Source organism: Streptomyces sp. NPDC006365 (assembly GCF_042870755.1).
Classification (GTDB): domain Bacteria; phylum Actinomycetota; class Actinomycetes; order Streptomycetales; family Streptomycetaceae; genus Streptomyces; species Streptomyces xiangluensis.
On record NZ_JBIAHS010000001.1, the window covers coordinates 163,532 to 185,998 of the forward strand.

At 70.2% G+C, this 22,467-nt stretch carries 22 protein-coding genes; 10 read left to right on the forward strand and 12 right to left on the reverse strand.

Annotated elements, in window-relative coordinates; translation table 11 throughout:
• Positions 1–52: 52 nt before the first annotated feature.
• The 4 genes from ACFYO0_RS00870 to ACFYO0_RS00885 all read right to left on the reverse strand — a co-directional run bounded on the left by ACFYO0_RS00870 (position 53) and on the right by ACFYO0_RS00885 (position 4,486).
• Positions 53–1,006: a cytochrome c oxidase assembly protein gene (locus ACFYO0_RS00870; protein ID WP_388668479.1), complete on the reverse strand. Its 954-nt coding sequence runs from the start codon at positions 1,004–1,006 to the stop codon at positions 53–55.
• A 251-nt stretch (positions 1,007–1,257) separates the two neighbouring features.
• Entirely contained in the window at positions 1,258–2,283 is a 1,026-nt protein-coding gene (locus tag ACFYO0_RS00875; RefSeq protein WP_388668482.1) for a 6-phosphofructokinase, read from the reverse strand.
• A 216-nt stretch (positions 2,284–2,499) separates the two neighbouring features.
• The gene (locus tag ACFYO0_RS00880; protein ID WP_328773167.1) at positions 2,500–3,228 is read right to left on the reverse strand and encodes a glutamine amidotransferase; all 729 of its coding nucleotides are present in this window, start codon (positions 3,226–3,228) and stop codon (positions 2,500–2,502) included.
• A 19-nt stretch (positions 3,229–3,247) separates the two neighbouring features.
• A complete protein-coding gene (locus ACFYO0_RS00885; RefSeq protein WP_388668486.1) occupies positions 3,248–4,486 on the reverse strand; it encodes a MurT ligase domain-containing protein in 1,239 nt (412 codons plus the stop codon).
• 147 nt (positions 4,487–4,633) lie between these two features.
• On the opposite strand from ACFYO0_RS00885, the gene def reads away from it, so the two are divergent.
• Complete coding sequence (gene def, locus ACFYO0_RS00890) at positions 4,634–5,173, forward strand: peptide deformylase (RefSeq protein ID WP_388668489.1); 540 nt, start codon at positions 4,634–4,636, stop codon at positions 5,171–5,173.
• Between the two features lie 193 nt (positions 5,174–5,366).
• On the opposite strand, the gene ACFYO0_RS00895 is transcribed toward def, so the two are convergent.
• Positions 5,367–6,011 carry a TetR family transcriptional regulator gene (locus ACFYO0_RS00895; RefSeq protein WP_388668492.1) on the reverse strand — a complete coding sequence of 215 codons (645 nt, stop codon included), beginning with the start codon at positions 6,009–6,011 and terminating at the stop codon, positions 5,367–5,369.
• 170 nt (positions 6,012–6,181) lie between these two features.
• On the opposite strand from ACFYO0_RS00895, the gene ACFYO0_RS00900 reads away from it, so the two are divergent.
• Both ACFYO0_RS00900 and ACFYO0_RS00905 read left to right on the forward strand, forming a co-directional pair.
• Positions 6,182–7,408: an acyl-CoA dehydrogenase family protein gene (locus ACFYO0_RS00900; protein ID WP_388668495.1), complete on the forward strand. Its 1,227-nt coding sequence runs from the start codon at positions 6,182–6,184 to the stop codon at positions 7,406–7,408.
• Positions 7,409–7,488: 80 nt separating this feature from the next.
• Entirely contained in the window at positions 7,489–8,163 is a 675-nt protein-coding gene (locus ACFYO0_RS00905) for a transcriptional regulator (RefSeq protein WP_388668498.1), read from the forward strand.
• Between the two features lie 13 nt (positions 8,164–8,176).
• Here ACFYO0_RS00905 and ACFYO0_RS00910 read toward each other — a convergent pair whose 3' ends face one another.
• The 5 genes from ACFYO0_RS00910 to ACFYO0_RS00930 all read right to left on the reverse strand — a co-directional run bounded on the left by ACFYO0_RS00910 (position 8,177) and on the right by ACFYO0_RS00930 (position 13,263).
• A complete protein-coding gene (locus ACFYO0_RS00910; protein ID WP_033325019.1) occupies positions 8,177–8,416 on the reverse strand; it encodes a DUF6213 family protein in 240 nt (79 codons plus the stop codon).
• 25 nt (positions 8,417–8,441) lie between these two features.
• Positions 8,442–9,827 (reverse strand): NADP-dependent succinic semialdehyde dehydrogenase, encoded by a 1,386-nt coding sequence (locus tag ACFYO0_RS00915; protein ID WP_388668502.1) that lies wholly within the window; start codon positions 9,825–9,827, stop codon positions 8,442–8,444.
• Between the two features lie 201 nt (positions 9,828–10,028).
• Positions 10,029–10,499, reverse strand: a complete 471-nt coding sequence (locus ACFYO0_RS00920) for an NUDIX domain-containing protein (RefSeq protein WP_388668506.1) — start codon at positions 10,497–10,499, stop codon at positions 10,029–10,031.
• Positions 10,496–12,043, reverse strand: coding sequence for an ATP-dependent DNA ligase (locus ACFYO0_RS00925; RefSeq protein WP_388668509.1), 1,548 nt, complete (start codon positions 12,041–12,043; stop codon positions 10,496–10,498). Before ACFYO0_RS00925 ends, ACFYO0_RS00920 begins: the two co-directional genes overlap by 4 nt.
• A gap of 284 nt (positions 12,044–12,327) precedes the next feature.
• Complete coding sequence (locus ACFYO0_RS00930; protein WP_388668512.1) at positions 12,328–13,263, reverse strand: NAD(P)/FAD-dependent oxidoreductase; 936 nt, start codon at positions 13,261–13,263, stop codon at positions 12,328–12,330.
• Positions 13,264–13,340: 77 nt separating this feature from the next.
• On the opposite strand from ACFYO0_RS00930, the gene ACFYO0_RS00935 reads away from it, so the two are divergent.
• The 4 genes from ACFYO0_RS00935 (at position 13,341) to ACFYO0_RS00950 (ending at position 17,310) form a co-directional block, all read left to right on the forward strand.
• On the forward strand, positions 13,341–13,955 hold the full coding sequence (locus ACFYO0_RS00935; protein WP_388668515.1) for a helix-turn-helix domain-containing protein: 615 nt from the start codon (positions 13,341–13,343) through the stop codon (positions 13,953–13,955).
• A 123-nt stretch (positions 13,956–14,078) separates the two neighbouring features.
• Complete coding sequence (locus tag ACFYO0_RS00940) at positions 14,079–15,056, forward strand: NADPH:quinone oxidoreductase family protein (protein ID WP_388668518.1); 978 nt, start codon at positions 14,079–14,081, stop codon at positions 15,054–15,056.
• The gene (locus tag ACFYO0_RS00945; protein ID WP_388668522.1) at positions 15,053–16,234 is read left to right on the forward strand and encodes an acyl-CoA dehydrogenase family protein; all 1,182 of its coding nucleotides are present in this window, start codon (positions 15,053–15,055) and stop codon (positions 16,232–16,234) included. Before ACFYO0_RS00940 ends, ACFYO0_RS00945 begins: the two co-directional genes overlap by 4 nt.
• On the forward strand, positions 16,231–17,310 hold the full coding sequence (locus tag ACFYO0_RS00950) for an acyl-CoA dehydrogenase family protein (RefSeq protein ID WP_388668525.1): 1,080 nt from the start codon (positions 16,231–16,233) through the stop codon (positions 17,308–17,310). The genes ACFYO0_RS00945 and ACFYO0_RS00950 overlap by 4 nt, the downstream gene beginning before the upstream one ends.
• Before the next feature lie 79 nt (positions 17,311–17,389).
• Here the strand turns inward: ACFYO0_RS00950 and ACFYO0_RS00955 are convergent, their stop codons facing one another.
• The gene (locus ACFYO0_RS00955) at positions 17,390–18,340 is read right to left on the reverse strand and encodes a phosphotriesterase (protein WP_388668528.1); all 951 of its coding nucleotides are present in this window, start codon (positions 18,338–18,340) and stop codon (positions 17,390–17,392) included.
• Between the two features lie 162 nt (positions 18,341–18,502).
• Positions 18,503–19,207: a GntR family transcriptional regulator gene (locus ACFYO0_RS00960; protein WP_388668531.1), complete on the reverse strand. Its 705-nt coding sequence runs from the start codon at positions 19,205–19,207 to the stop codon at positions 18,503–18,505.
• A gap of 293 nt (positions 19,208–19,500) precedes the next feature.
• Here ACFYO0_RS00960 and ACFYO0_RS00965 point away from each other — a divergent pair, with 293 nt between their 5' ends.
• From ACFYO0_RS00965 to ACFYO0_RS00975, 3 genes are read left to right on the forward strand one after another with little or no spacing between them, the layout of a single operon-like run.
• A complete protein-coding gene (locus ACFYO0_RS00965) occupies positions 19,501–20,280 on the forward strand; it encodes a sugar isomerase domain-containing protein (RefSeq protein ID WP_388668534.1) in 780 nt (259 codons plus the stop codon).
• On the forward strand, positions 20,277–20,969 hold the full coding sequence (locus tag ACFYO0_RS00970; protein ID WP_388668537.1) for an SDR family oxidoreductase: 693 nt from the start codon (positions 20,277–20,279) through the stop codon (positions 20,967–20,969). The genes ACFYO0_RS00965 and ACFYO0_RS00970 overlap by 4 nt, the downstream gene beginning before the upstream one ends.
• Positions 20,966–22,294 (forward strand): FAD-dependent oxidoreductase, encoded by a 1,329-nt coding sequence (locus tag ACFYO0_RS00975; protein ID WP_388668540.1) that lies wholly within the window; start codon positions 20,966–20,968, stop codon positions 22,292–22,294. The genes ACFYO0_RS00970 and ACFYO0_RS00975 overlap by 4 nt, the downstream gene beginning before the upstream one ends.
• Positions 22,295–22,467 lie beyond the last annotated feature (173 nt).

A 22,467-nucleotide genomic window follows, 5' to 3' on the forward strand; every position in this document is an offset into this window, starting at 1 on the left:
AGGCCGGAACCGTGGGCGGTGCCTTTGCGGGCGATCTTCGGCGAATTGGTTCTCAGCGGGTGCGCGCGTTCAACGAGGCCAGATAGGCGTTGTACGCCTCCAGCTCCTTGTCTCCGTCGCGGTCCGCGGCCCTGTCCTTGCGCCGGGCCTGCCGCTGTTCGGAGCGGTACCACTGGAAGAGCAGCGCGAGCAGCACGAGTACGGACGGGATCTCGCTGAACGCCCAGGCGATGCCGCCCGCCGCGTTCTGGTCCGAGAGCGCGTCGATACCCAGCGACGCGGGAGGGTTCTTGTATGTCTCGACCATCGGCCCGGACGCCATCATCAGCGCGATGCCGAAGAACGCGTGGAACGGCATGCCCGCGAACAGCTCCAGCATCCGCATCAGATAGCCGGGCCGGTGCGGACCGGGATCCACGCCCATGATCGGCCAGAAGAAGGCGAGGCCGACGGCGAGGAAGTGACACATCATCACGGTGTGGCCCGTCTTCGAACCCATCAGGAAGTCGAAGAGGGGAGTGAAGTACAGCGCGTACAGGCTCGCGATGAACAGCGGGATCGTGAACGCGGGGTGCGAGATCAGCCGCATGAACCGGCTGTGCAGCAGCGCCAGCAGCAACTCACGCGGCCCCTTGCGGCCCCGGCGGGCGGCCACCGGCAAGGCACGCAGCGCCAGCGTGATCGGCGCGCCGAGCAGGATCAGGATCGGCGACAGCATGCTGATCACCATGTGCTGCACCATGTGCACGCTGAACATGACCATGCCGTAGTCATTGAGCCCGGTGCACATCACGAGCAGGACGGTCAGTACGCCGGCGACGAACGCCACGGTCCGCCCGACCGGCCACTTGTCACCGCGCCGCACCAGCCGCACGACGCCCCACCCGTACAGGGCGAGCCCCACCAGGCAGGCGACGAGGAAGAAGGGGTCCGCGGACCACGCGAGCCCTCGCCCCAGCGTGAACGGCGGCAGATCCATGACCATGCCGTGCCCGCTGTGATCCATCCGCCGGCTCCTGATTCGTACTGGTTGTGCGCCGTCTGTCCGCACCCAGACTAGAACCGCCTCCGGAGCCGGCGGTGACCGGGGGCGCCCCTTCAGGGCGCGGGGCTGCGTCGATATGCGGCTCCGCCGCGATGGGGGTGCCCCCGCTCATGGGGGTCCCCCCGCTCCAGCGAAGCCGAGAGTGGGGGAGCGACCAGCCACACACAACCCGCGGCCGGGAAGTGACCGAAAGTCCTACGGCGCTGCCCCGGCTAGAGCACGCACTCCGCTTCCGCGTACCGCTCATCCGGAACCGTCTTCAGCGTCTCGACCGCCTCCGCGAGCGACACCATTTCGATCTCGGTACCGCGCAGCGCCGTCATCCTGCCGAACTCGCCACGATGCACGGCCTCCACCGCGTGCCACCCGAAACGGGTCGCGAGGACGCGGTCGTACGCGGTCGGGGTGCCGCCACGCTGGACGTGCCCGAGGATCACCGGACGGGCCTCCTTGCCGAGCCGGTGCTCCAGCTCGAGCGAGAGCTGGCGGGCGATGCCCGCGAACCGCTCGTGCCCGTAGATGTCCTTGCCGCCCTCGTCGAACTCCATCGTGCCCTCGCGAGGCTTCGCGCCCTCCGCGGCCACCACGATGGCGAATTTCTTGCCCGCCGAGAAGCGCTCGCCGACCTTGGCCGCCAACTCCTCGACGTCGAAGGGGCGTTCCGGCACGACGATCGCGTGCGCGCCGGCCGCCATGCCCGAGTGCAGCGCGATCCAGCCGGTGTGGCGGCCCATGACCTCCACGATCAGCACGCGCTGATGGGACTCGGCGGTGGTCTTGAGGCGGTCGAGGGCTTCGGTCGCCACGCCCACGGCCGTGTCGAAGCCGAAGGTGACGTCGGTCACCGCGATGTCATTGTCGATTGTCTTCGGCACGCCGACGATCGGCAGGCCGCCGTCCGACAGGAGGCGCGCCGCCTTGAGCGTGCCCTCCCCGCCGATCGGGATGATCGCGTCGAGCCCGAGTTCCTCGACATACCCCTTGGCCCGTTCCACGCCGTCCCTGAGCTGCTCGGGACGTACGCGGGAGGAGCCGAGGATGGTGCCGCCGCGAGCCAGGATTCCGCTCACCGCGTCGAGGTCGAGCTTGAGGTAGTCGCACTCCAGAAGGCCTTTCCAGCCGTCCCGGAAGCCGATGACCTCGTCGCCGTGGTCGACGACGGCGCGGTGCACGACGGACCGGATGACGGCGTTCAGGCCGGGGCAGTCGCCGCCGGACGTGAGGACACCAATGCGCATAGCCCGAAATACCTTCTCAACGTGGGCCGGGTACCGGACCGCGCTGTCCGGTTGGACGCGGCCAGCCTACCGGCGGCAGGGGGCGGTTCCGCATCGTGCGTCCGCCTGCTGGACGCCCCCGCACAGGTGAGCGGGCGGGCCGCCAGAAGGGCTGTGCCCAATGTCCAGGGCTGTCCCGGGCGAGCTGTGAGCTGTGTCTCTGCGTATCAGCGTGTCTCAGGCAGGCTGCTGCGCGGCCGCGATGCGCTCGGCGCGCAGCGCCTCGTACCACCGGTCGTCGATGGGCGGCAGCGCGTTGACGTCCAGCGCGAGCTTGAGCAGCAGGTCCGCGATCAGCGGGTTGCGGGCAAGAACCGGCCCGTGCATGTACGTCCCGAAGACCGTGTCGTTGTACGCGCCTTCCGTGCCGTCTCCTGTGCCGTTGCCCTTGCCGAGGCGGACCTGGGCGAACGGGCGCGCGGTGGGGCCGAGGTGGGTGATGCCCTGGTGGTTCTCGAAGCCTGTGAGCTGCGGCAGGCCGAGGGGCGGGTCGATGTCCCCGAGTACGTCCCCGACACAGCGCTCGCCCTCGCCGCGCGTGGAGACCACGTCGAGCAGGCCGAGGCCCGGTTCGCGCTGACCGAGGTCGTTGATGAACTCGTGGCCGAGGATCTGGTAGCCGGCGCACACGGAGAAGACGATCGCGCCGTTGCCGACCGCGCGGTGCAGACCCCCGTCACGGCGCAACCGCTCGGCCGCGAGCCGCTGCGGCCGGTCCTCGCCGCCGCCGATCAGGTAGATGTCGCCGGAGGTGGGGATCGGCTGGTCGCTGCGTACGTCGAGCCGGGCCACGTCCAGGCCGCGCTGCCGGGCGCGGCGCTCCACCACGAGGGCGTTGCCCTGGTCGCCGTACGTGCTCAGCAGGTCCGGGTAGATCCACACCAGGCGCAGGCTGTTGTCACTCATCGATGATCGTCCTCTGTGGTCAGTTGCCGACACGGCGGCGCAGGTCCTGGAACGCGGTGTAGTTCGCGATGACCTCGATCCGCCCCGGTGGTGCGGTCTGCACGGCCTGGTCGAGGTTCTCGCAGACCTGGAAGGTCTGGTTCGCGACCTCCAGACGCACCGCGAGGTCCAGCTTCCGGTCGCCGATGACAAAGATCGGGTGCCCGCTCAGCCGCGTGTAGTCGACGTCCCACAGCCAGGAGGTGTCGGTGCCGTCGGCCCCGCGCGCGTTCACGGACAGGATGACCGGCGTCGGCGGTGGGTCGATCAGTGAGAAGGTCTCCAGCCAGCCCGCGGGGTTCTTGGCGAGCAGCAGCCGCAGATCCCGCTGCATGAACTGCACGACGTCGTACCGTCCGGCCACCGCCTGGACCTGGTACATGCGTTCCAGGGCGACCTGCGGCGGCACGCCGAAGACGGCGGCGACGGCGGCCGACGAGGCGGCGTTGGCCTTGTTGGCGCGGCCCGGCAGCTGGAGGTGGATCGGCCAGGCGGAACCGTGCGGGTCCAGTACGTGGTCGCCGGACAGCGCCCAGCTGGGCGTCGGACGGCGGAAACCGCACTCGCTGCAGAACCAGTCGTCGCCCGGCCGCTGCATCACACCGCCGCAGGACGGGCAGGACCAGGCGTCGTCCTTCCACATCTGCCCGGCGGCCACCCATACGACGTTCGGCGAGGAGGAGGCGGCCCATACGACCAGCGGGTCGTCCGCGTTGGCGATCACGACGGACTTCGACCCGGCCAGGCCCTCACGCCAGTGCTCGGCGAGCATGCGGGTCTCGGCGGCGCGGTCGAGCTGGTCACGGGAGAGGTTGAGGAGCGCGATGGCTTTCGGGTCGGTGTCACGGGCGACGCCGGAGAGGTACTTCTCGTCGACTTCGATGACCGCGTACCGCGCGTCCGAGCCGCCGGCGAGAGCGGAGGTGATACCGGCGGGCATGTTGGCGCCCAGTGCGTTCGAGACGACGGGACCCGCGGCGCGCAGCGCCTCGGCGATCAGCCGCGTCGTGGTGGTCTTGCCGTTGGTGGCCGACACCAGAATGACGTCCAGGTGCTGGGCGAGCGCGGCCAGCAGGTCGGGGTCGAGTTTGAGCGCCACCCGGCCGCCGATCACCGATCCGCTGCCGCGGCCCGCGGCCCGCGACGCCGCCGCGACCGCCTTGCCCGCCGTCACGGCCAGCTTGGCCCGCGGCGACAGCGGGTCCGAGTTGCCTGCCATCAGTTCTCGATCCTCCTTGCGTACGACGCCGCGCCCTGCCCTGCTCCCGGCAACGTGTGGCCCTCAGCCTATCGAGATCCACGACCGGCCCGATTCGCGGCACCACCCCGGTGCCCGCGCGACATTGAGGACCGTACCCTTGCGGCCATGCGACACGGCTCGATCCCGGGCGCCCAGGGGCGCGTTCTCACGCTGTCCCTCCTTGGCGACCCCGTGTTGCACACACCGTGCGAGGAAGTCACCGACTTCGGCCCTCAACTGGCGCGTCTGGTCGAGGACATGTTCGCGACGATGTACGCGGCTCAGGGGGTTGGGCTCGCTGCGAACCAGGTCGGTCAGTCGTTGCGGGTCTTTGTGTACGACTGCCCTGATGACGAAGAGCGGCGGCATGTGGGTCACTTGGTGAACCCGCGTCTGGTCGAGGCGGACGGGCTACTGCTGCGCGGGCCCGAGGGGTGTCTGTCGTTGCCGGGGCTTGAGGCGGGGACGGAGCGGTACGACCACGCGATCGTCGAAGGTCGCACGCTGGACGGTGAGTTGGTGCGGGTTCATGGCACCGGGTTCTTCGCCCGGTGCCTTCAGCACGAGTGCGATCACCTTGACGGGGGTGTCTACACCGACCGCGTCAAGGGGTGGCGAAGGCGGCGGGTTCTGCGGGCCGCCGCGCGGGCTTCTTGGAGCCGGTGAGCGGCGTCGGGGTGCGGTCTCGGATGAGGTCTGCCAGTTGGGTGTGGCTGGTCGCTCCCCCACTCTCGGCTTCTCCCCCACTCTCGGCTTCGCTCGAGCGGGGGACCCCCATGAGCGGGGGCACCCCCACCGCGGCGGAGCCGCACATTGATACAGCCCCGCGCCCCTCACGGGGCGCTTCGGCTCACCGGAGTCAGAAGCTGGGGCCGCCCACCTTGTCGCCCGCCGCTGCCAGACGTCCCCACAGCAGGTCCGCCAGACTACGTACCAACTCCGCGCGTGAGCACGGGCGTTCGCCCAGCCACCAGTCGCCCGCCGCGTGCATCATGCCGACGATGCCGTGGCCCCAGACTCGGGCGAGCTGTTCGCTGCCGGGGCCGAGGTCGACCCGTTCCTCGATGACTTTGCCGAGTTCCTCACCCATACGGCGCAGCAGGGGAGCGGAGTGCAGGCCGACGTCGAAGCCCTGGTCGCTCTGTGGGCCGCCCTCCGATGGATGCATCAGGAAGCGGTACACCTGCGGACGTGCTTCGATGGCCGCGAGGTAGGTGTCGAGCGTGGCCTCGACCCGCTCGCGGCGCTCGGCCGGTGCGTCCAGCGCGGCCCGCAGCGCTTCGAGCAGGGCGTCCGTGTGGCGCTTGGCGAGAGCCGCGTACAGTCCCCCCTTGTCACCGAAGTGCCGGTACAGAATGGGCTTGGTGATACCGGCCTCGGCGGCGATGGCGTTCATCGAGGCGCCGGGGCCGTCGCGGAGCACCACCCGGTCGGCGGCCTCCAGCAGCTCGCGCCGGCGGCGGTCGGCGGACCGCTGCTGCTCGGTCCGCTGTGTGGTGTCCATGAGCTCTCCCCACCCGTACTGGTTCGGTGACGCCTGCGCAACGTAACACCCTGCTGGGATTCTGCATCGAACGGGCTGCCGGAGGGGAACCGGGAGTTGACTTTTCCTACTGACGGGTAACAGGCTACTGTTACCGCAAGTAACACGTGAGTGCTGTAGCTGGAGGGGACATGGCCGAGTTCACCATGGAGCTCAACGACGAACAGAAGGAGGTCCAGGACTGGCTCCACGGCTTCGCCGCCGACGTGATCCGTCCCGCGGCAGCCGAATGGGACGAACGCGAAGAGACTCCCTGGCCGGTCATCCAGGAGGCCGCGAAAGTCGGCATCTACTCCCTGGACTTCTACGCCCAGCAGTACTTCGACCCCACCGGCCTCGGCATCCCCATGGCCATGGAGGAGCTGTTCTGGGGTGACGCGGGCATCGCCCTCTCCATCGTCGGCACCGGCCTCGCCGCCGTGGGCGTCCTGGCCAACGGCACCGAGGAGCAGATCGGCACCTGGATCCCCCAGATGTACGGCGACGCGGGCGACGTCAAGGTCGCGGCCTTCTGTTCCTCCGAGCCCGACGCCGGCTCCGACGTGGCCTCCATGCGCACCCGCGCCGTCTACGACCAGGCCAAGGACGAGTGGGTCCTCAACGGCACGAAGACGTGGGCGACGAATGGCGGCATCGCCAACGTCCACGTCGTGGTCGCCGTCGTCGACGCGGAGCTCGGCTCCAAGGGCCACGCGTCCTTCATCATCCCGCCGAACACGCCCGGCCTGTCCCAGGGCCAGAAGTTCAAGAAGCACGGCATCCGTGCCTCGCACACCGCCGAGGTGGTCCTGGAGGACGTCCGCGTCCCCGGCTCCTGCCTGCTCGGCGGCAAGGAGAAGCTGGACGAGCGCCTGGCGCGTGCCCGTGAGAGGGCGAAGGCAGGGGGTGAGCGCGTGAAGAACGCCGCTATGGCGACGTTCGAGGCCTCGCGCCCGGCGGTGGGCGCCATGGCCGTGGGCACGGCCCGGGCCGCGTACGAGGTCGCCCTCGACTACGCCAAGACGCGCGAGCAGTTCGGCCGCCCGATCATCGACAACCAGGGTGTCGCCTTCCAGCTCGCTGATATGCGTACGTCGATCGATGCGGCCCGGCTGCTGGTGTGGCGTGCCTCCTGGATGGCGGTCAACGGGAGGCCGTTCACCGCGGCTGAGGGTTCCATGTCGAAGCTGTTCGCGAGTGAGACAGCGAAGAAGGTGACGGCGGAGGCGATCCAGATCCTCGGCGGCAACGGCTACACACGCGAGTACCCGGTCGAGCGGATGCATCGTGATGCCGCCATCTACACGATCTTTGAGGGCACAAGCGAGATCCAGCGTCTGGTGATTGCCCGCACCCTCGCGGGTATGCCGATCCGCTGACGGCACCTGAGCGGTCGGCGGGGCCGTGAGAGCCTGGGGGTACGGGAAAGGCAGCGCAGTCGAGCCGAAGGAGTGCGGCGATGACGCGGACAGCCAGGGAACTGCTGGAGACCACCACCGGAAAGCTCGCCCCCGACCCGCAGGCCAACCGGCTGTTGCCCCTGATCGGCCGGGGCGCGGCACGGCGTGACACCCTCGCCACTCTCGCCCTGGAACAGCGCTATGTGATCGCCGCGGACCGCCGGGCGTTCCTGCACCTGGCGGAACGGTCGGCCGTCGAGCCCGAGTGCTCCGCCTTCTTCACCATGCTTGCGGAGGGTGAGGCGCTGGCCCATGACCGGCTCGGACCGCTGCTCGCCGCCTGCGGAGCCGATGAGGCGCGGGCAGCGGCGTACGAGCCGCTGGCGGGGGCCCAGGCGTATCCCGCGTACGTCGCCTGGCTCGCCCTGAACGGTGCACCGGCCGACGTGGTGCTCGCGCTGAGCGCCAACTTCTCGGCGTGGGGCGGCTATTGCGCCACCATTGCCGAGGCGCTGCGCCGCCAGTACGGCTTCGACGACGCGGCCTGCGGGTTCTTCGACCTGTTCGCCGAACCCGCGCCCGACCTGGAGCAGAAGGCGGTGGCCGCCGTACAGGCAGGGCTGGACGCGGAGTTGATCAGCGAGGAGGCGGTCCATCGCTACGGACGCCTGCTGCAGCGCTACGAGGAGATGTTCTGGCACACGCTGTGGGAGCTGGACCGGGGCGAGTCCTAGCGACGAGTGAGTCCTAGTCGGACGACGTCCCGCTGCTGTGGGCGATGCAGGCCACGTCGATACGGTCGGCCAGCTTGGCGAGTTCGATCGTGAGGGTCGCCACCGTGTCCTCGTCGAGACCCTCCTGACCGGCCTCCACCAGATGCAGCCACCGGCCGCCGACCGTGCGCAGCAGCTTGCTGACATCGGCGGCCGCCACCTGCAAAGTGCCGCGGTCGTCGACGATCAGAGGGAGGGTCACTTCGCGGTTCACACAGGCGATCGTAACTGCGGAACGCTCACGCTCCGTGCCATACGGTGGTGATGTTGCAGAACTCGCGGATTCCCTGGCCCGACAGCTCGCGCCCGTAGCCGGACCGCTTGACCCCGCCGAACGGGAACGCCGGGTGGGACGCCGTCATCCCGTTGACGTAGACACCGCCCGCTTCCAGATCGCGTACAAAGCGGTCGATGTCGGCCTCGTCGCGGGTCCAGACGTTGGAACTCAGCCCGAACGGCGAGTCGTTGGCGATCGCCACCGCCTCGTCGAGGCCGACGGCACGATAGAGCGTGGCGACCGGGCCGAAGGTCTCCTCGCGGTGGATGCGCATGGCGGGGGTGACGTCGGCGAGGACGGTCGGCGGGTAGTACCAGCCGGGCCGGTCGGGCCGTTCGCCGCCGCACAGGACCGTCGCGCCGCTCTCCACCGCCTCGTCCACCAGTTCCACCAGGCCGTCGCGGCCCTGCTCGCTGGAGAGCGGGCCGACGTCCGTGTCCTCGTCCAGCGGATCGCCGACGTTCAGCGCCTCCATGCCCGCCGTGAAGCGCTCGGCGAAGGCGTCGAACACGTCCGTGTGCACGATGAACCGCTTGGCGGCGATGCAGGACTGCCCGGTGTTCTGCACTCGGGCCGTCACCGCGGTCTTCGCCGCCCGGTCGAGGTCGGCCGACGGCATCACCACGTACGGATCGCTGCCGCCCAGCTCCAGCACCGTCTTCTTGACCTCGTCGCCGGCGACAGAGGCGACCGCGCGGCCCGCAGGTTCGCTGCCGGTGAGCGTCGCAGCCTTGACCCGCTCGTCACGCAGGATGCCCTCGACCTCGCCGGAGCCGATGAGCAACGTCTGGAAGCAGCCTTCCGGGAAGCCCGCCCGGTGGAACAGATCTTCGAGGTAGAGGGCGGTCTGCGGCACGTTCGAGGCGTGCTTCAGCAGCCCCACGTTGCCGGCCATCAGCGCGGGCGCGGCGAACCGGATCACCTGCCACAGCGGGAAGTTCCAGGGCATCACTGCGAGCACCGGGCCGAGCGGCCGGTAGCGCACGAGCACCCGGGAGGCGCCGGAGTCGCGCGCCTCGGACTCAGGGGCCTCCTCGTCGGCGAGCAGTTCCTCGGCGTGGTCGGCGTACCAGCGCATCGCTTTCGCGCACTTCGCGACCTCCGCGCGGGCCTGCTTGATCGGCTTGCCCATCTCCGTGGTCATCACTCGGGCGGTGTCCTGCGCATCCTCTTCCAGCAGGTCGGCGGCCCGGCGCATCAGCCGTGCGCGCTCGGCGAACGAGGTGGTGCGATACGTGTGGAACGCGGCGTCGGCGGTCGCGAGCCTGCGCTCGGTCTCCTCGGCGCCCAGGGCGTCGTAGGTTTTGAGCGTTTCGCCGTTCGCCGGGTTCACCGTTGCGATGGGCATGGCTGACCTCCTGATACGCGGGCGCTCCGCGGGGCCGCTCCGCTCGGGGGCACCTGTTCCGGGAGCGTTGCTGTTGCGAGCGCCGCCCAGGTCTGCGGGTCGGTTGTGGCTGGTAGCGCCCGTGCGGCGGAGCCGCATATGTCACGGCCCCGCGCCCCTTCGGGGCACCTTGTCGGATCCGCGTACCCAGGTGCAGGCGTTCTAGCCGACTACTCGCTCTTCGAGGCGGTCCAGGAATTCTGCCTGGGCCTTGACGATCACGGATCTCGCCCGGTCGAGCCCGAGCCACTCCACTCGGCTCAGTTCGGGAAACTCCTGGAGCCGGCCCGAGCCCCTCGGCCACTCCATCTCGAAAGTCCCCGGGACCACCGTCGCCGGGTCGAGGTCGGCCTCGATCGCCCACGCGGTGACGATCTTGGCGTTCGCCTGCCGTACCTCGCCGAGCGGCACGGCCTCGCCGGCGGGTGGCTCCAGGCCCAGCTCCTCGCGGAACTCCCGGCGGGCCGCGTCCCAGGCCGGCTCGTCGGGCTCGTACTCACCCTTCGGTACGGTCCATGCGCCGGCGTCGCGGCGTTCCCAGAACGGGCCACCCATGTGGCCGAGCAGTACCTCCAGGCCATCGCCGGTGTGGTGGAACAGCAGCAGGCCCGCGCTGCGGCGAGGGGCTTTCACCGGGGCACCTTTGGGTGCGCGGCGAGCAGCGTCGCGACGGTGTCGGCCTCCGCCGGGGTTTTGTCCACGCGGTAGCGGACGACGCGGGCGAAGCGAAGCGTGACGCCGGCCGGGTAGCGGGTGGATTTCTGCAGACCGTCGTAGGCGATCTCGACGACGAGTCCGGGACGGACGGTCACCACATGCCCGGTGTCCTTGACGGCGAGCTCGCGCAGCCGCTCGGTCTGCCAGTCCAGCATCGCGTCCGTCATGCCCTTGAACGTCTTGCCCAGCATGGCGAACGAGCCGTCCGGATTCCGCGCCCCCAGATGCAGGTTGGACAGCTTGCCGGTACGCCGCCCGTGCCCCCACTCGGCGGCCAGCACCACCAGGTCCAGCGTGTGTACGGGTTTGACCTTGAGCCAGGAGGCACCACGCCGCCCCGCGCTGTAGGGGGCGTCGAGGCCCTTCAGTACGACGCCCTCGTGGCCGCGCTCCAGCGTGTCCGCGAGGAACTGTTCCGCGGCCTCGCGTGTCTCGCCGTCCGCCGGATCCGTCACCAGCGTGCGCCGCACCCGCATCGGTTCGGGCACCAGCCGGGCCAGCTCCGCGTGGCGGTCGGCGAACGGCAGGTCGAGAAGGTCGTGGCCGTTCACGGACAGTGCGTCGAAGAAGACGGGGGAGACGGGCAGGGCCCTGGCCGCCGTGCCGACGTCCACACGGGAGCCCACCCGTCCGGCGATGTCCTGGAAGGACTTCGGGCGTCCGCCCTCGTCGAACGCGATGACCTCACCATCCAGGATGAATCGCTCGCCCTTCAACTCCCTTGCTGCGGAAGTTAGTTCGGGCAGGCGATCGGTGATGTCGTCCAGGGTGCGCGTGTAGAGGCGTATGTCGTCGCCGTCGCGGTGGACCTGGACGCGGATGCCGTCCAGCTTCTCCTCGACCGCGCAGGTGCCGAGCTTGTCGATCGCCTCGGCCACGGACGAGGCGCTGTGCGCCAGCATGGGCAGGACCGGTCGGCCGACGGTGAGCCGGAACTCGGCGAGGGCCTTCGGACCGTCCGCCAGCAGGCGCTGTGCCACGGTCTGCAGCGAACCGGCCAGCATCACCGCGCGCCGTACGTCCGCGGAGGGCGTCCCGGTCGCCTCGGCGAGCCCCTCGACGGCTACGGCGTCGAGGGCGCCCTGTCGTACCTCCCCGCTGAGCAGCCCGAACAGGAATCGCTGCTCGTCCGCGGTGGCCGCCGCCATCAACTCGCCGACCAGCCGCAGGCGTTCGGCCTGCGAGCCGGTGCCGGAGATGCCGGCGAGCGTGGTCAGGCGGGCGTCCACGTCCCGGACGCCGAGCGTGGGCTCTCCTGCCGGGGTGACGGGGCGGCTGAGCACCTTCCAGCCGATGCCGATCCGCCCCTGCGGGAGGCGTCCCGCCAGGTAGGGGATCACGATCGGCGCCTCCTCGGCCTCGGCGTCCCGGAACAGCTCGGCCAGCAGGCCGATCTTCCGGGAGCGGGCCGAGGTGGCGGCGACCTCCTGCGACACACGGGCGAGCCGGGCGAACAGCATGCAGCCATGGTCCTACAGGTTGGGTCTCGGGTGTGGGTTGTGTGTGGCTGGTCGCGCCCACTCGGCGGAGCCGCACATTGATACAGCTCCGCGCCCCTGGGCGGTCGGTGGGTCGGGGCCGTGGGCGGGTCGGAGAGTGCGGTGCGTTGTGGCTGGCGGTTCCGGGAGCGGCCCCGTCAGGGGCGCGGGGAACTGCGCGACCAGCCACAACGGGCCCGCAGCCGCCCACGAACCGAACCCACCCGCCTGGTAGGCGATCCTGCTGAACCGCCGGAGGCACCCGCTCAACCGCCGGAGGCACTCACGATGTCCGCGAACAGCAAGTCCCCATTGATCATGGCACCCGCCCGATACCCCAATGCAGCCGCATTGATCGCCTGCTCCGAGAACCCCACCGCATTACCCGCAGCCCACACCCCCGGCACGCTCGTTCGCCCCGTCTCGTCCACGGCGGCGTACACGCCGAACGGAGTCTCCTTCAGGTCGGCACCGAGCCGTTCCAGCAGCCCCGTACGAGGAACGGCCCGCGGCGACACGAACACCACGGAGCGCTCGTGCTCGGACCCGTCTACAAGCCGCACCCCGGTGAGCCGGTCGCCGGAGACGGCGAGTTCCGCCACCTCGCCGGGAACCACGTTCACCCCTGCCGCGGCCAGGTGGCGCAGGTCCTCGTCCGAGAGTTCGGACTCGGCGACCGTATGCAGGAACAAGGACACATCCTTGGACCACTGCGTGATCATCAGCGCCTGGTGCACGCTCATGACGGACGTCGCGAGCACCCCGAACGCCTGGTCTCGGACCTCCCAGCCGTGGCAGTACGGACAGTGCAGCACATCCCGCCCGAACCGCTCCGTGACCCCGGGCACCGAAGGCATTTCGTCCGCGAGCCCGGTCGCGACGACCAGCCGGCGCGCGTGCACCGAACGCCCGGACGCCAGCGTCACGTCGAACTCCCCGGCGTCGTCCCGCGCGACGTCGACCGCGCGGTCCTGGACCAGCCCGACCCCGTACCGCTGTATCTCCCGCCGCCCCTCGGCGAGGAACTCGGCGGGTGACATCCCGTCCCGCGACAGATAGCCCTGCATGTGCGCGGCAGGCGCGTTGCGCGGCTCGCCCGCGTCGACGAGGAGCACGTGGCGCCGCGCGCGCCCCAGTACGAGCGCGGCGGACAGCCCGGCCGCGCCGCCTCCGACGACGACCACTTCGTAACGATCGGTCATGGTGACCACCTCCATGGACAAGGTCGCCGAATCGCTGCCGTATTGACAAACATCTTTGCCGAAACTGCAATGGATTCATGAGTGAGCACGAGGCGGACCTCAATGAGCGGGACACCGACGAAGTCCTGGCGGGGGTAGGTCCCCGGCTGCGACGGATCAGGAAGGAGCGGGGCGCGACCCTGGCGGGTCTTTCCGAAGCCACCGGCATCTCCGTGAGCACCCTCTCCCGGCTGGAGTCCGGTCTTCGCAAACCCAGCCTGGAACTGCTGCTGCCCATCGCCCGCGCCCACCAGGTGCCCCTCGACGAGCTGGTCGGCGCACCCCCGGTGGGCGACCCGCGCGTCCGGTCCAAGCCCATCGTCCGGGGTGGCCGGACCCACTGGCCGCTCACCCGGCAGCCCGGCGGACTCCTGGCCTACAAGGTGCTGGAACCCGCCCGGTCCGTAGAGCCGGACCCGCGTGTGCACGAGGGATACGAGTGGATGTACGTGCTCTCGGGGCGGCTGCGGCTCGTACTCGGCGACCATGACGTCGTGCTCGGGCCGGGGGAGGCCGCCGAGTTCGACACACGCGTGCCCCACTGGTTCGGGTCGACGGGGGACGGGCCGGTGGAGTTCCTCAGCATCTTCGGGCCGCAGGGGGAGCGGATGCACGTACGGGCGCGGCCCAAGCAGGGTGGCGAAGACGGCTGACGCCGGTGGTTCACAGGAGGGCAAGCGACCGCTTAGTATGCGCTGGAGCCCGGTCAGGCGCACCAGACGAGCAAGCGCGCCCCGGAGGCGACCGGGACAGACACCGCTCCGTGGAGGCCCCGCATGCAGGCATGGCAAGTGCACCAGAACGGCGAGCCGAGCGAGGTGATGCGGCTCGACGAGGTGGAGCGGCCGGTGCCCGGCGAGGGCCAGGTCCTGCTCAAGGTGCGTGCCGCGAACATCAACTTCCCGGACGCCCTGCTGTGCCGCGGGCAGTACCAGATCAGGCCGCCGCTGCCGTTCACGCCCGGCGTGGAACTCTGCGGCGAGACCGAGGACGGACGGCGGGTCATCGGCAATCCCGCGCTGCCGTACGGCGGCTTCGCCGAGTACGCGATCGCGGACGCCGCGGCCGTACTGCCCGCCCCCGAGGCGCTCGACGACGCCGAGGCCGCGGCGCTGCACATCGGCTACCAGACGGGATGGTTCGGTCTGCACCGCAGGGCGGGTCTGGAGGCCGGCGAGACGCTGCTCGTCCACGCTGCCGCAGGAGGGGTCGGCAGCGCGGCCGTGCAGCTCGGCAAGGCTGCGGGCGCCACGGTCATCGGGGTCGTGGGCGGGTCCGACAAGGCGGACGTGGCACGGGAGTTGGGGTGCGACGTCGTCATCGACCGGCGTGCCGAGGACGTCGTCGGCGCCGTGAAGGAGGCGACTCGCGGCCGGGGCGCGGACGTGATCTACGACCCGGTCGGCGGTGAGGCGTACGCGCAGTCCGCCAAGGTCGTCGCCTTCGAGGGGCGGATCGTGGTCGTGGGCTTCGCGAGCGGGTCCATTCCCAGTCCGGCCCTGAACCACGCCCTGGTGAAGAACTACTCGATCATGGGCCTGCATTGGGGCCTCTACAACACCAAGAACCCGAAGCTCGTCCTGCGCTGCCACGAGCAGCTCACCGAACTGGCCGCCCGTGGCGCGATCAAGCCGCTGGTCAGTGAGCGCGTGGCGCTGGGCGGTGCGGCTGCCGCCGTGCAGCGTGTCGCCGACGGGGTCACCACCGGGCGTGTCGCCGTCATCCCCGGTCTCTCCGAAGGAGGAGCGGCATGACCGACGCCGCCGAACTGCGGGATCGGACGCAGGAGTTGCTGACTGCTCACCCTCCCGCCACCACCGACCGACTCGACTTCCTCAAGGCCCGCTTCGACGCCGGACTCGCCTGGGTGCACTACCCGGAGGGCCTCGGGGGAATTGGCGCGCCGCGCTCCCTTCAGGCCGTCGTGGACGCCGAGTTGGAGTCCGCGGGCGCCCCCGACAACGACCCGCGGCGCATCGGCATCGGCCTCGGCATGGCGGCGCCGACGATCCTCGGCTTCGGTACGCAGGAGCAGAAGCGCCGCTTCCTCAGGCCCCTTTGGGTGGGCGAGGAGGTCTGGTGCCAGCTGTTCAGCGAGCCGGGCGCCGGCTCCGACCTGGCCGCGCTGGGCACGCGGGCCGTACGAGAGGGCGACAGCTGGGTCGTCAACGGGCAGAAGGTGTGGACGTCCAGCGCCCATCTCGCCCGCTGGGCCATCCTCATCGCCCGTACGGACCCGGACGTGCCCAAGCACCGCGGGATCACGTACTTCATCTGCGACATGACCGACCCCGGTGTCGAGGTGCGTCCGCTGCGTCAGATCACGGGCGAGGCCGAGTTCAACGAGGTGTTCCTCACCGACGTGCGCATTCCCGACAGCCACCGGCTCGGGGAGATCGGCGACGGCTGGCGCGTCGCGCAGACGACGCTGATGAACGAGCGGGTGTCCATCGGCGGTATGCGCATCCCGCGCGAGGGCGGCATGATCGGCCCGGTCTCGAAGACCTGGCGCGAGCGGCCCGAACTGCGCACCCACGACCTCCATCAGCGACTCCTCACCCTGTGGGTGGAGGCCGAGGTCGCCCGTCTCACCGGCGAACGGCTGCGCCAGCAGCTCGTCGCGGGCCAGCCCGGCCCCGAGGGCTCCGGGCTGAAGCTCGCGTTCGCCCGCCTCAACCAGGAGATCAGCGGCCTGGAGGTCGAACTACTCGGCGAGGAAGGCCTGTTGTACGACGACTGGACGATGCGGCGCCCCGAGCTCGTCGACTTCACCGGGCGCGAGGCCGGATACCGCTACCTCCGCTCCAAGGGCAACAGCATTGAGGGCGGGACCAGCGAGGTCCTGCTGAACATCGTCGCCGAGCGCGTACTGGGCCTGCCCGCCGAGCCGCGCACCGACAAGGACGTCGCCTGGAAGGACCTCGCGCGATGACTGATCTGCTGTACTCGGAGGAGGAAGAGGCGCTGCGCGCGGCCGTACGCGATCTCCTCGCCGACCACTGTGACGCGGCGGGCGTGCTCGCCCGCGTGGAGTCCGAGACGCCGTACGACCCCGAGCTGTGGAAGGCCCTCGCCGACGGCATGGGCCTTGTGGGCCTCCTCGTCCCCGAGTCGTCCGGCGGCCAGGGCGCCACGCACCGCGAAGTCGCCGTGGTAATGGAGGAGTTGGGACGCGCAGTCGCTCCCGTGCCCTATCTGACGAGCGCGGTCGTCGCCACTGAGGCCCTGCTCGCCATCCCCACGGCCGACGACCTTCTCGGCGAGTTGGCGTCCGGGCGGCGGATCGGCGCCCTCGCCGTCGCGCTGCACGTCGGTCCCGGCGCCGCCTACCAGCTCGTACGACATGAGAATGGCGCCCTGCACGGCGAGTTGACCGGCATCGCGGACGCGGCCGTCGCCGACGTACTGCTGGTGCCCGCGGACGACGGCGGCCTGTACGCGGTGGACGCCGACGCCGTGACCGTCAGCCCGCAGGTGTCCCTGGACCTGACCCGGCCGGTGGCGACGGTGCTGCTGGAGGGTGCGGCCGGCCGCCTGCTGGGGGATGCCGAACCCGCCGTGCGACGTGGCCTGCGGGCTGGCGCCGGACTGCTCGCCTCCGAGCAACTCGGCCTCGCCGACTGGTGCTTGACCGAGACGGTCCGCCACCTGAAGGACCGCAAGCAGTTCAACCGGCCCGTCGGCGGCTTCCAGGCCCTCAAGCACCGGCTCGCCCAGCTGTGGCTGGAGGTCGTCAACACGCGTGCCGCGGCCCGCAATGCCGCCGACACGCTGGCCACCGGGAGTACGGACGCGGACGTGGCGGTGGCCGTCGCCCAGGCCTACGCGGCACCCGTCGCGGTCCACGCCGCCGAGGAGGCAGTGCAGTTGCACGGCGGCATCGGCATGACGTGGGAGCACCCCGTGCACCTCTACCTGAAGCGGGCCAAGGCCGACTCGATCGCGTACGGAACGGCGGGCGGCCACCGGGAGGCGCTGGCCGAACTGGTCGACCTCCGGGCACCTTGACGTACACCTGCTTACTTCCATGAGGAGCCCGCCCCACCTTGGGGCGGGCCGACGGCGCGGCCGCGGCTCGTCGCTGCTCTCACACGGCGGGGGTCTCTTTGCCCAGGAGTGCCTGAGGGGCGTACCGCAAAACGGTCTCGACCGCCTCGTCGCCCAGGCGCCGGCGCAGCCGCGGGACGAACTCCCGGCCGAGGACGTCCATTCCCGGCCCGCCGCCGTACGCGGTGAGCGAGGACTTGCGTCCGACGTCGGTCCCCAGGCAGACGTGATCCAGCTTGCCGGCCTCGGCCATGCGCTCGATCAGGTCGAGGACGACGGAGTCCGGCCGGTACTTGATCCGCCCGATCGTGTCGTAGACGAGGTGGGCGCCGCGGGCGATCAGGTCGAGGTGCAGTTCCGGATCGGGGTTGCGGTCGGTGTGGGCGAGCAGAACCCGCGCGGCCGGCAGGCCGTGCTTGTCCAGGAGGTCCAGGGCGGCGTGTGCGGCGGTCCCGACCTCGGTGTGGACCGCCACGGCCACGCCTGTCTGCCGGGCCGCCGTCGCTCCCGCGGCGAACCAGCGTTCCTCGTGGCGGTCGATACGGTGGTACGAAGCCCCGAGTTTGATGACGCCCGCCTTGTGGCGGCTGGGGACGGGGCGCGGAAAGTCCCAGTCGTGGCTGTCCATGCCGGTCCTGAGGTCGTCCAGGAGTACGTCGAGAAGCGTGGCGTCGTCGGCGTGGCGGGCCCAGTGAGCGGCCGGGTAGTGCGCGCTGCGGTGGAAGCCGGTCGCGGCCACGACATGGACGGCGCTTGTGCGGGAGACCTCGGCGAGCTGGACGGGGCGCCGTCCGAGACCGACCGGGGTCAGGTCCACGACGGTACGGATGCCGCTCGCCGCCACCCGCAGGAGCTCGGCCGCCGCCTTGCCGGGGTCGAGGAACTCGTCGCCCGGGTTGACCGGAGTACGCAGGAAGACGTGCTCGTGGGCATCCACCGCGCCGAGTTCGTCAGCGGTGACAGGGCCCAGGACCGTTTCGACGACGGGCATGCTGTTCTCCTTCAGGATGCCGACCCTCCGACCGATGTCGGGGGCCCACCCCGGCTCGGCCGGAGGAGCCGGGCGCGACGACCGGCAGTCGGAGCCGTGGTACTGGTACCGGCAGTCACGACCCGTGGCCGGGACCGACCGGCCAGGCCAGTTCGGAAGCCCCTAGGCCAGTTCGATGTGGAACACGAAGCGGGAACCCGCATAGCGGGATTCGGTGAGTTCGACGGGTGTGCCGTCGCCGGTCGTGATCAGTCGGCGCTCGACGAAGATGGCCGCCCCGACGGGCAGTTCCAGAAGGGCGGCGTCGTCCTCGGTGGCGATGGCCGCTATCTGCGTTCCGGTGGCCCGGGAGGGGGCGAAACCCTGCTCGGTGAGGGCCTGGTGCAGCGAGCCATGGGCCAGGTCCTCGCGCAACAGCCAGGCACAGGACGGTGGCAGCACGACGTTCTCGATCGCCATCGGCTGCTCGTCGGCCAGCCGCAGCCGCCGTACATGAACGATGTTGGACTGAGGAGCGAGTCTGAGCGCGGTGGTCTCCTCCTGGCTGCCCACGCGCAGTTCACTCGCCAGGACGGTAGATGACACGGTCATGCCGCGCAGGGCCATCTCCTCGGTGAAGGAGCGGAGTTTGCCCATCTGGCGGTGGACCTGCGGTTCCCCCACGAAGGTGCCGACTCCGGAGATCCGGTAGATCGCCCCCTCGGCGACCAGACGCTGGGTCGCCTGCCGGACGGTCATCCGGCTGACTTGGAACAAGTCGCACAGTTCCGCGTCGGACTCGATCTGATCCCCGGGCTTCAGCCCCGCGATCCGGCCGCGGATGTGCCGTTCGACCGCTTCATGTCGCGGCATGGGCCGCCGAGCCACGGCTTTCCTCCCTTGGTCTGTACCGGTAGGCCTCCGCTGTCCATAGCGACAGGCCCGCTGTCTATACCGGTAGGCCTCCGCAGCATAGGCCGTCACCTCGGCGCGCGTCCACACCAGTCCCGCTCGGCTGTAACCAGTGATCAACCGGTGCAGATGCTTGACGTTCTACTGGTAGCCGCTCTAGCGTCCAGAGGAGTACTACCTGTCTAGACTTATCGAGTTCGCCGGAGGCCGTTCCGCAGGAGCGCCCTGTCTCCGTCTGTCTCCGCCCTCGTACCGAGAGGTATCTGCACGTGTCATCGTGGATCCGTACCGCAGTCGGGATCGTCGAGCAGATTGCCGAGTCCCAGGCCGGCGCCGTCGAGGCCGCGGCTCAGATCGCCGCCAGGTCGATCGCCGCCGACGGCGTCGTCTACACCTTCGGCACCGGTCATTCGCGCATGCCGGTGGAGGAGATATTTCCCCGCTACGGCTCCTATCCGGGCTTCCAGCCGCTGGTGGAGCTCTCGATGACGTTCCACACCCAGGTGGTGGGGGCCAACGGACAGCGGCAGGCGATGTTCATCGAGCGCGTCGAGGGACTGGCCGACCAGATCCTGGCCAACTTCCGGCTGCGCCCTTCGGACAGCATGTTCATCTTCAGTGTCAGCGGGCTCAACGCCGTCCCCATCGAGATGGCGATGGGCGCGAAGAAGGCAGGGCTGCCGGTCATCGTGGCCACGTCGCTGCAGGAGACGAACGCCGCCGAACCGCGGCATCCGAGCGGCTCCCGGCTCGCCGACCACGCCGATGTGGTGATCGACCTGGGATCGCCGGTCGGCGACGCCATCTGCCACGTCGACGGCCTGGACGTTCCCGTCGGCCCGGTGAGTACCTTCACCGCGATCGCCGTGGTCAACGAGATCAAGGTCCGGGTCGCCGAACTGCTCGCCGAGCGGGGCGCCATGCCGCCGGTCATCACCAGTTCCCGCCTGGTCGGCGCGGACCGCAGCAACGAGCTGTTCGAGGGCGCCTATCTCGAATTCGCCCGCCGCTCCGCCGCCGCTCTGCGCACCGCGGACGGCGCACCGTGAAGCGGCTGCTGGTGGCCGGCGCTCAGGGCGGGATCGGCGCCGCGTGCGTCAACGCGGCGCGGGCAGCCGGTGCCGAAGTCTTCGAGGCCGACCGCGATACGTACGACATCACCGTATCCGCGGGTGCCGACGCTGCCGTGGCGCGAGCAGCCGAGGCCCTGGACGGTCTGGACGGCATCGTGCACGCGGTGGGCATGTCCGGCCGGCGTCTCGGCGACGGGCCGGTGGACGAGTGCGGCGACGAGGCATGGCGTGAAGTGCACCGGGTCGATCTCGACTCGGTGTTCTACCTGTTGCGTGCCGGCATACGGCGGCTGTCCGGCTCGGGCGGGTCGATCGTCGTGATCGGCTCCGCCCTGGCGAGCACGCTCGATGAGGACTTCCTCACCGCGGCCTACGCCAGCGCGAAGGGCGCCCTGGTTCCCCTGGTGCGCTCGGCCGCGTTCACCGGCGCCCCCAAGGGAGTGCGCGTCAACATCGTCGCGGCCGGCCTGGTGGACACCCCGATGGCCGCCCGTGCCATGACCGATCCCGCGATCCAGGACCGGATGCCGCGGCTGATGCCGCTCGGGGCGCGGGCCTGCAGCCCCGAAGAGATCGCCGACACCGTCATGTGGCTGCTGTCGGACTCTTCCTGCCGCACGACCGGCGCGGTCGTCCCCGTAGACGGAGGGTGGCACCTGAGATGAACGGCACGCGCGTCAACCAGGCGGAGGCCGAGCGCCATCCGCTGCTGTGGGACGGTGATGTGGTGGTCGTCGGCGGAGGCTCGGCGGGCTCCGCGGCAGCCGTCGCGGCCGCCCGACGGGGCGCCTCCACCCTGCTCGTGGAAAGCGCCGCTCACCTGGGCGGCACCGGGGCGAGCGTCCTGGACACCTTCTACGGCTTCTACGCGCCCGGCACGGGGGAGCGCGTCGTCGGCGGCGTGGGCTGGGAAGTGTGCCAGGAGCTCACCGATCGCAAGGCGGCCTTCGAACGCCCCAACACCTACGGCGCGGGCACCGGCATCACCTACGACCCCGAGACACTCAAGCTGGTCTGGGACGAACTCACCGGCAGGGCCGGGGTGCGGGTCTTGTTCCACGCGCGTGCCTCACGGGTGGTGATGGAGGGTCAGGACGTTCTCGGGGTGGTCGTCGAGACGGTCGCCGGCCCCGGATTCGTACGGGCCGGGGTCGTCGTCGACGCCACCGGTGATGCCGACATCGCCTGGCGCGCGGGGGCCGCGCTGGAGCGACCCGCCGAGGACCGCGTCGTGCAGCCGCTCACCCAGACCTTCCGGCTCGCCGGTGTCGACGCCGAGGCGACCCCGACGGCGGAGCTGCACCGCCTGATGGCTCTGCACGCCGACTCGGGAGCGTACGAGCTGCCCCGGCGCGAAGGTTCTGTCCACCGGACCACCGAACCCGGGGTCGTCCACACCAACGTGACCCGCGTCAGCGGCGTCGACCCGACGGACCCGTGGCAGCTTTCCGGAGCCGAACAGGAGGGGCGTCGCCAGGTCGTCGAGTACACCCGGTTCCTCGTCGAGCAGGTGCCGGGGTACGAACGGGCTTTCCTCATCGCGTCCGCGCCGCGGATCGGCGTGCGGGAGAGCCGCCGTCTGATCGGCGAGTACGTCCTGGGCAAGGAGGACGTCCTGAGCGCGCGTCAGTTCGATGACGCCATAGCGCGCTGTGGGGCTCCGATCGAGGACCATGCCGCCGGGCAGCGGACGATCTGGCAGTACGTCGGCTCCGGTGACCAGAGGCCCACCGGCCGCACTTACGGGGTGCCTTACCGATGCCTGCTTCCCCGTGGCGTCGACGGTCTGCTCGTCGCGGGCCGGTGCCTGTCGGCCACCCACGACGCCCATGCCTCCGTCCGCTCCATCGGACAGTGCATGGCGATGGGTCAGGCCGCCGGGACCGCGGCGGCCCTGGCGGTCTCCGCCGGATGCCGGCCCCGCGACGGGAACATCGTCGAACTGCGTGAGCACCTGGCAGCCGACGGCGCCCTGATAGCACCCGACTGACCGTCACTGCGCAAAAGGCTAGACAGGTTGTGTGACCGTCTGCCACTGACTCGCCAAAGCGCTGATCGCGTCGGCTCGAATCACCCAGCGTTTCTGATTCTTTACGTCTCAACTGATTGACTGGATGAATTGCGCGCCCTAACTTCCCGTTAAGTCTATACAGGCAATACTGA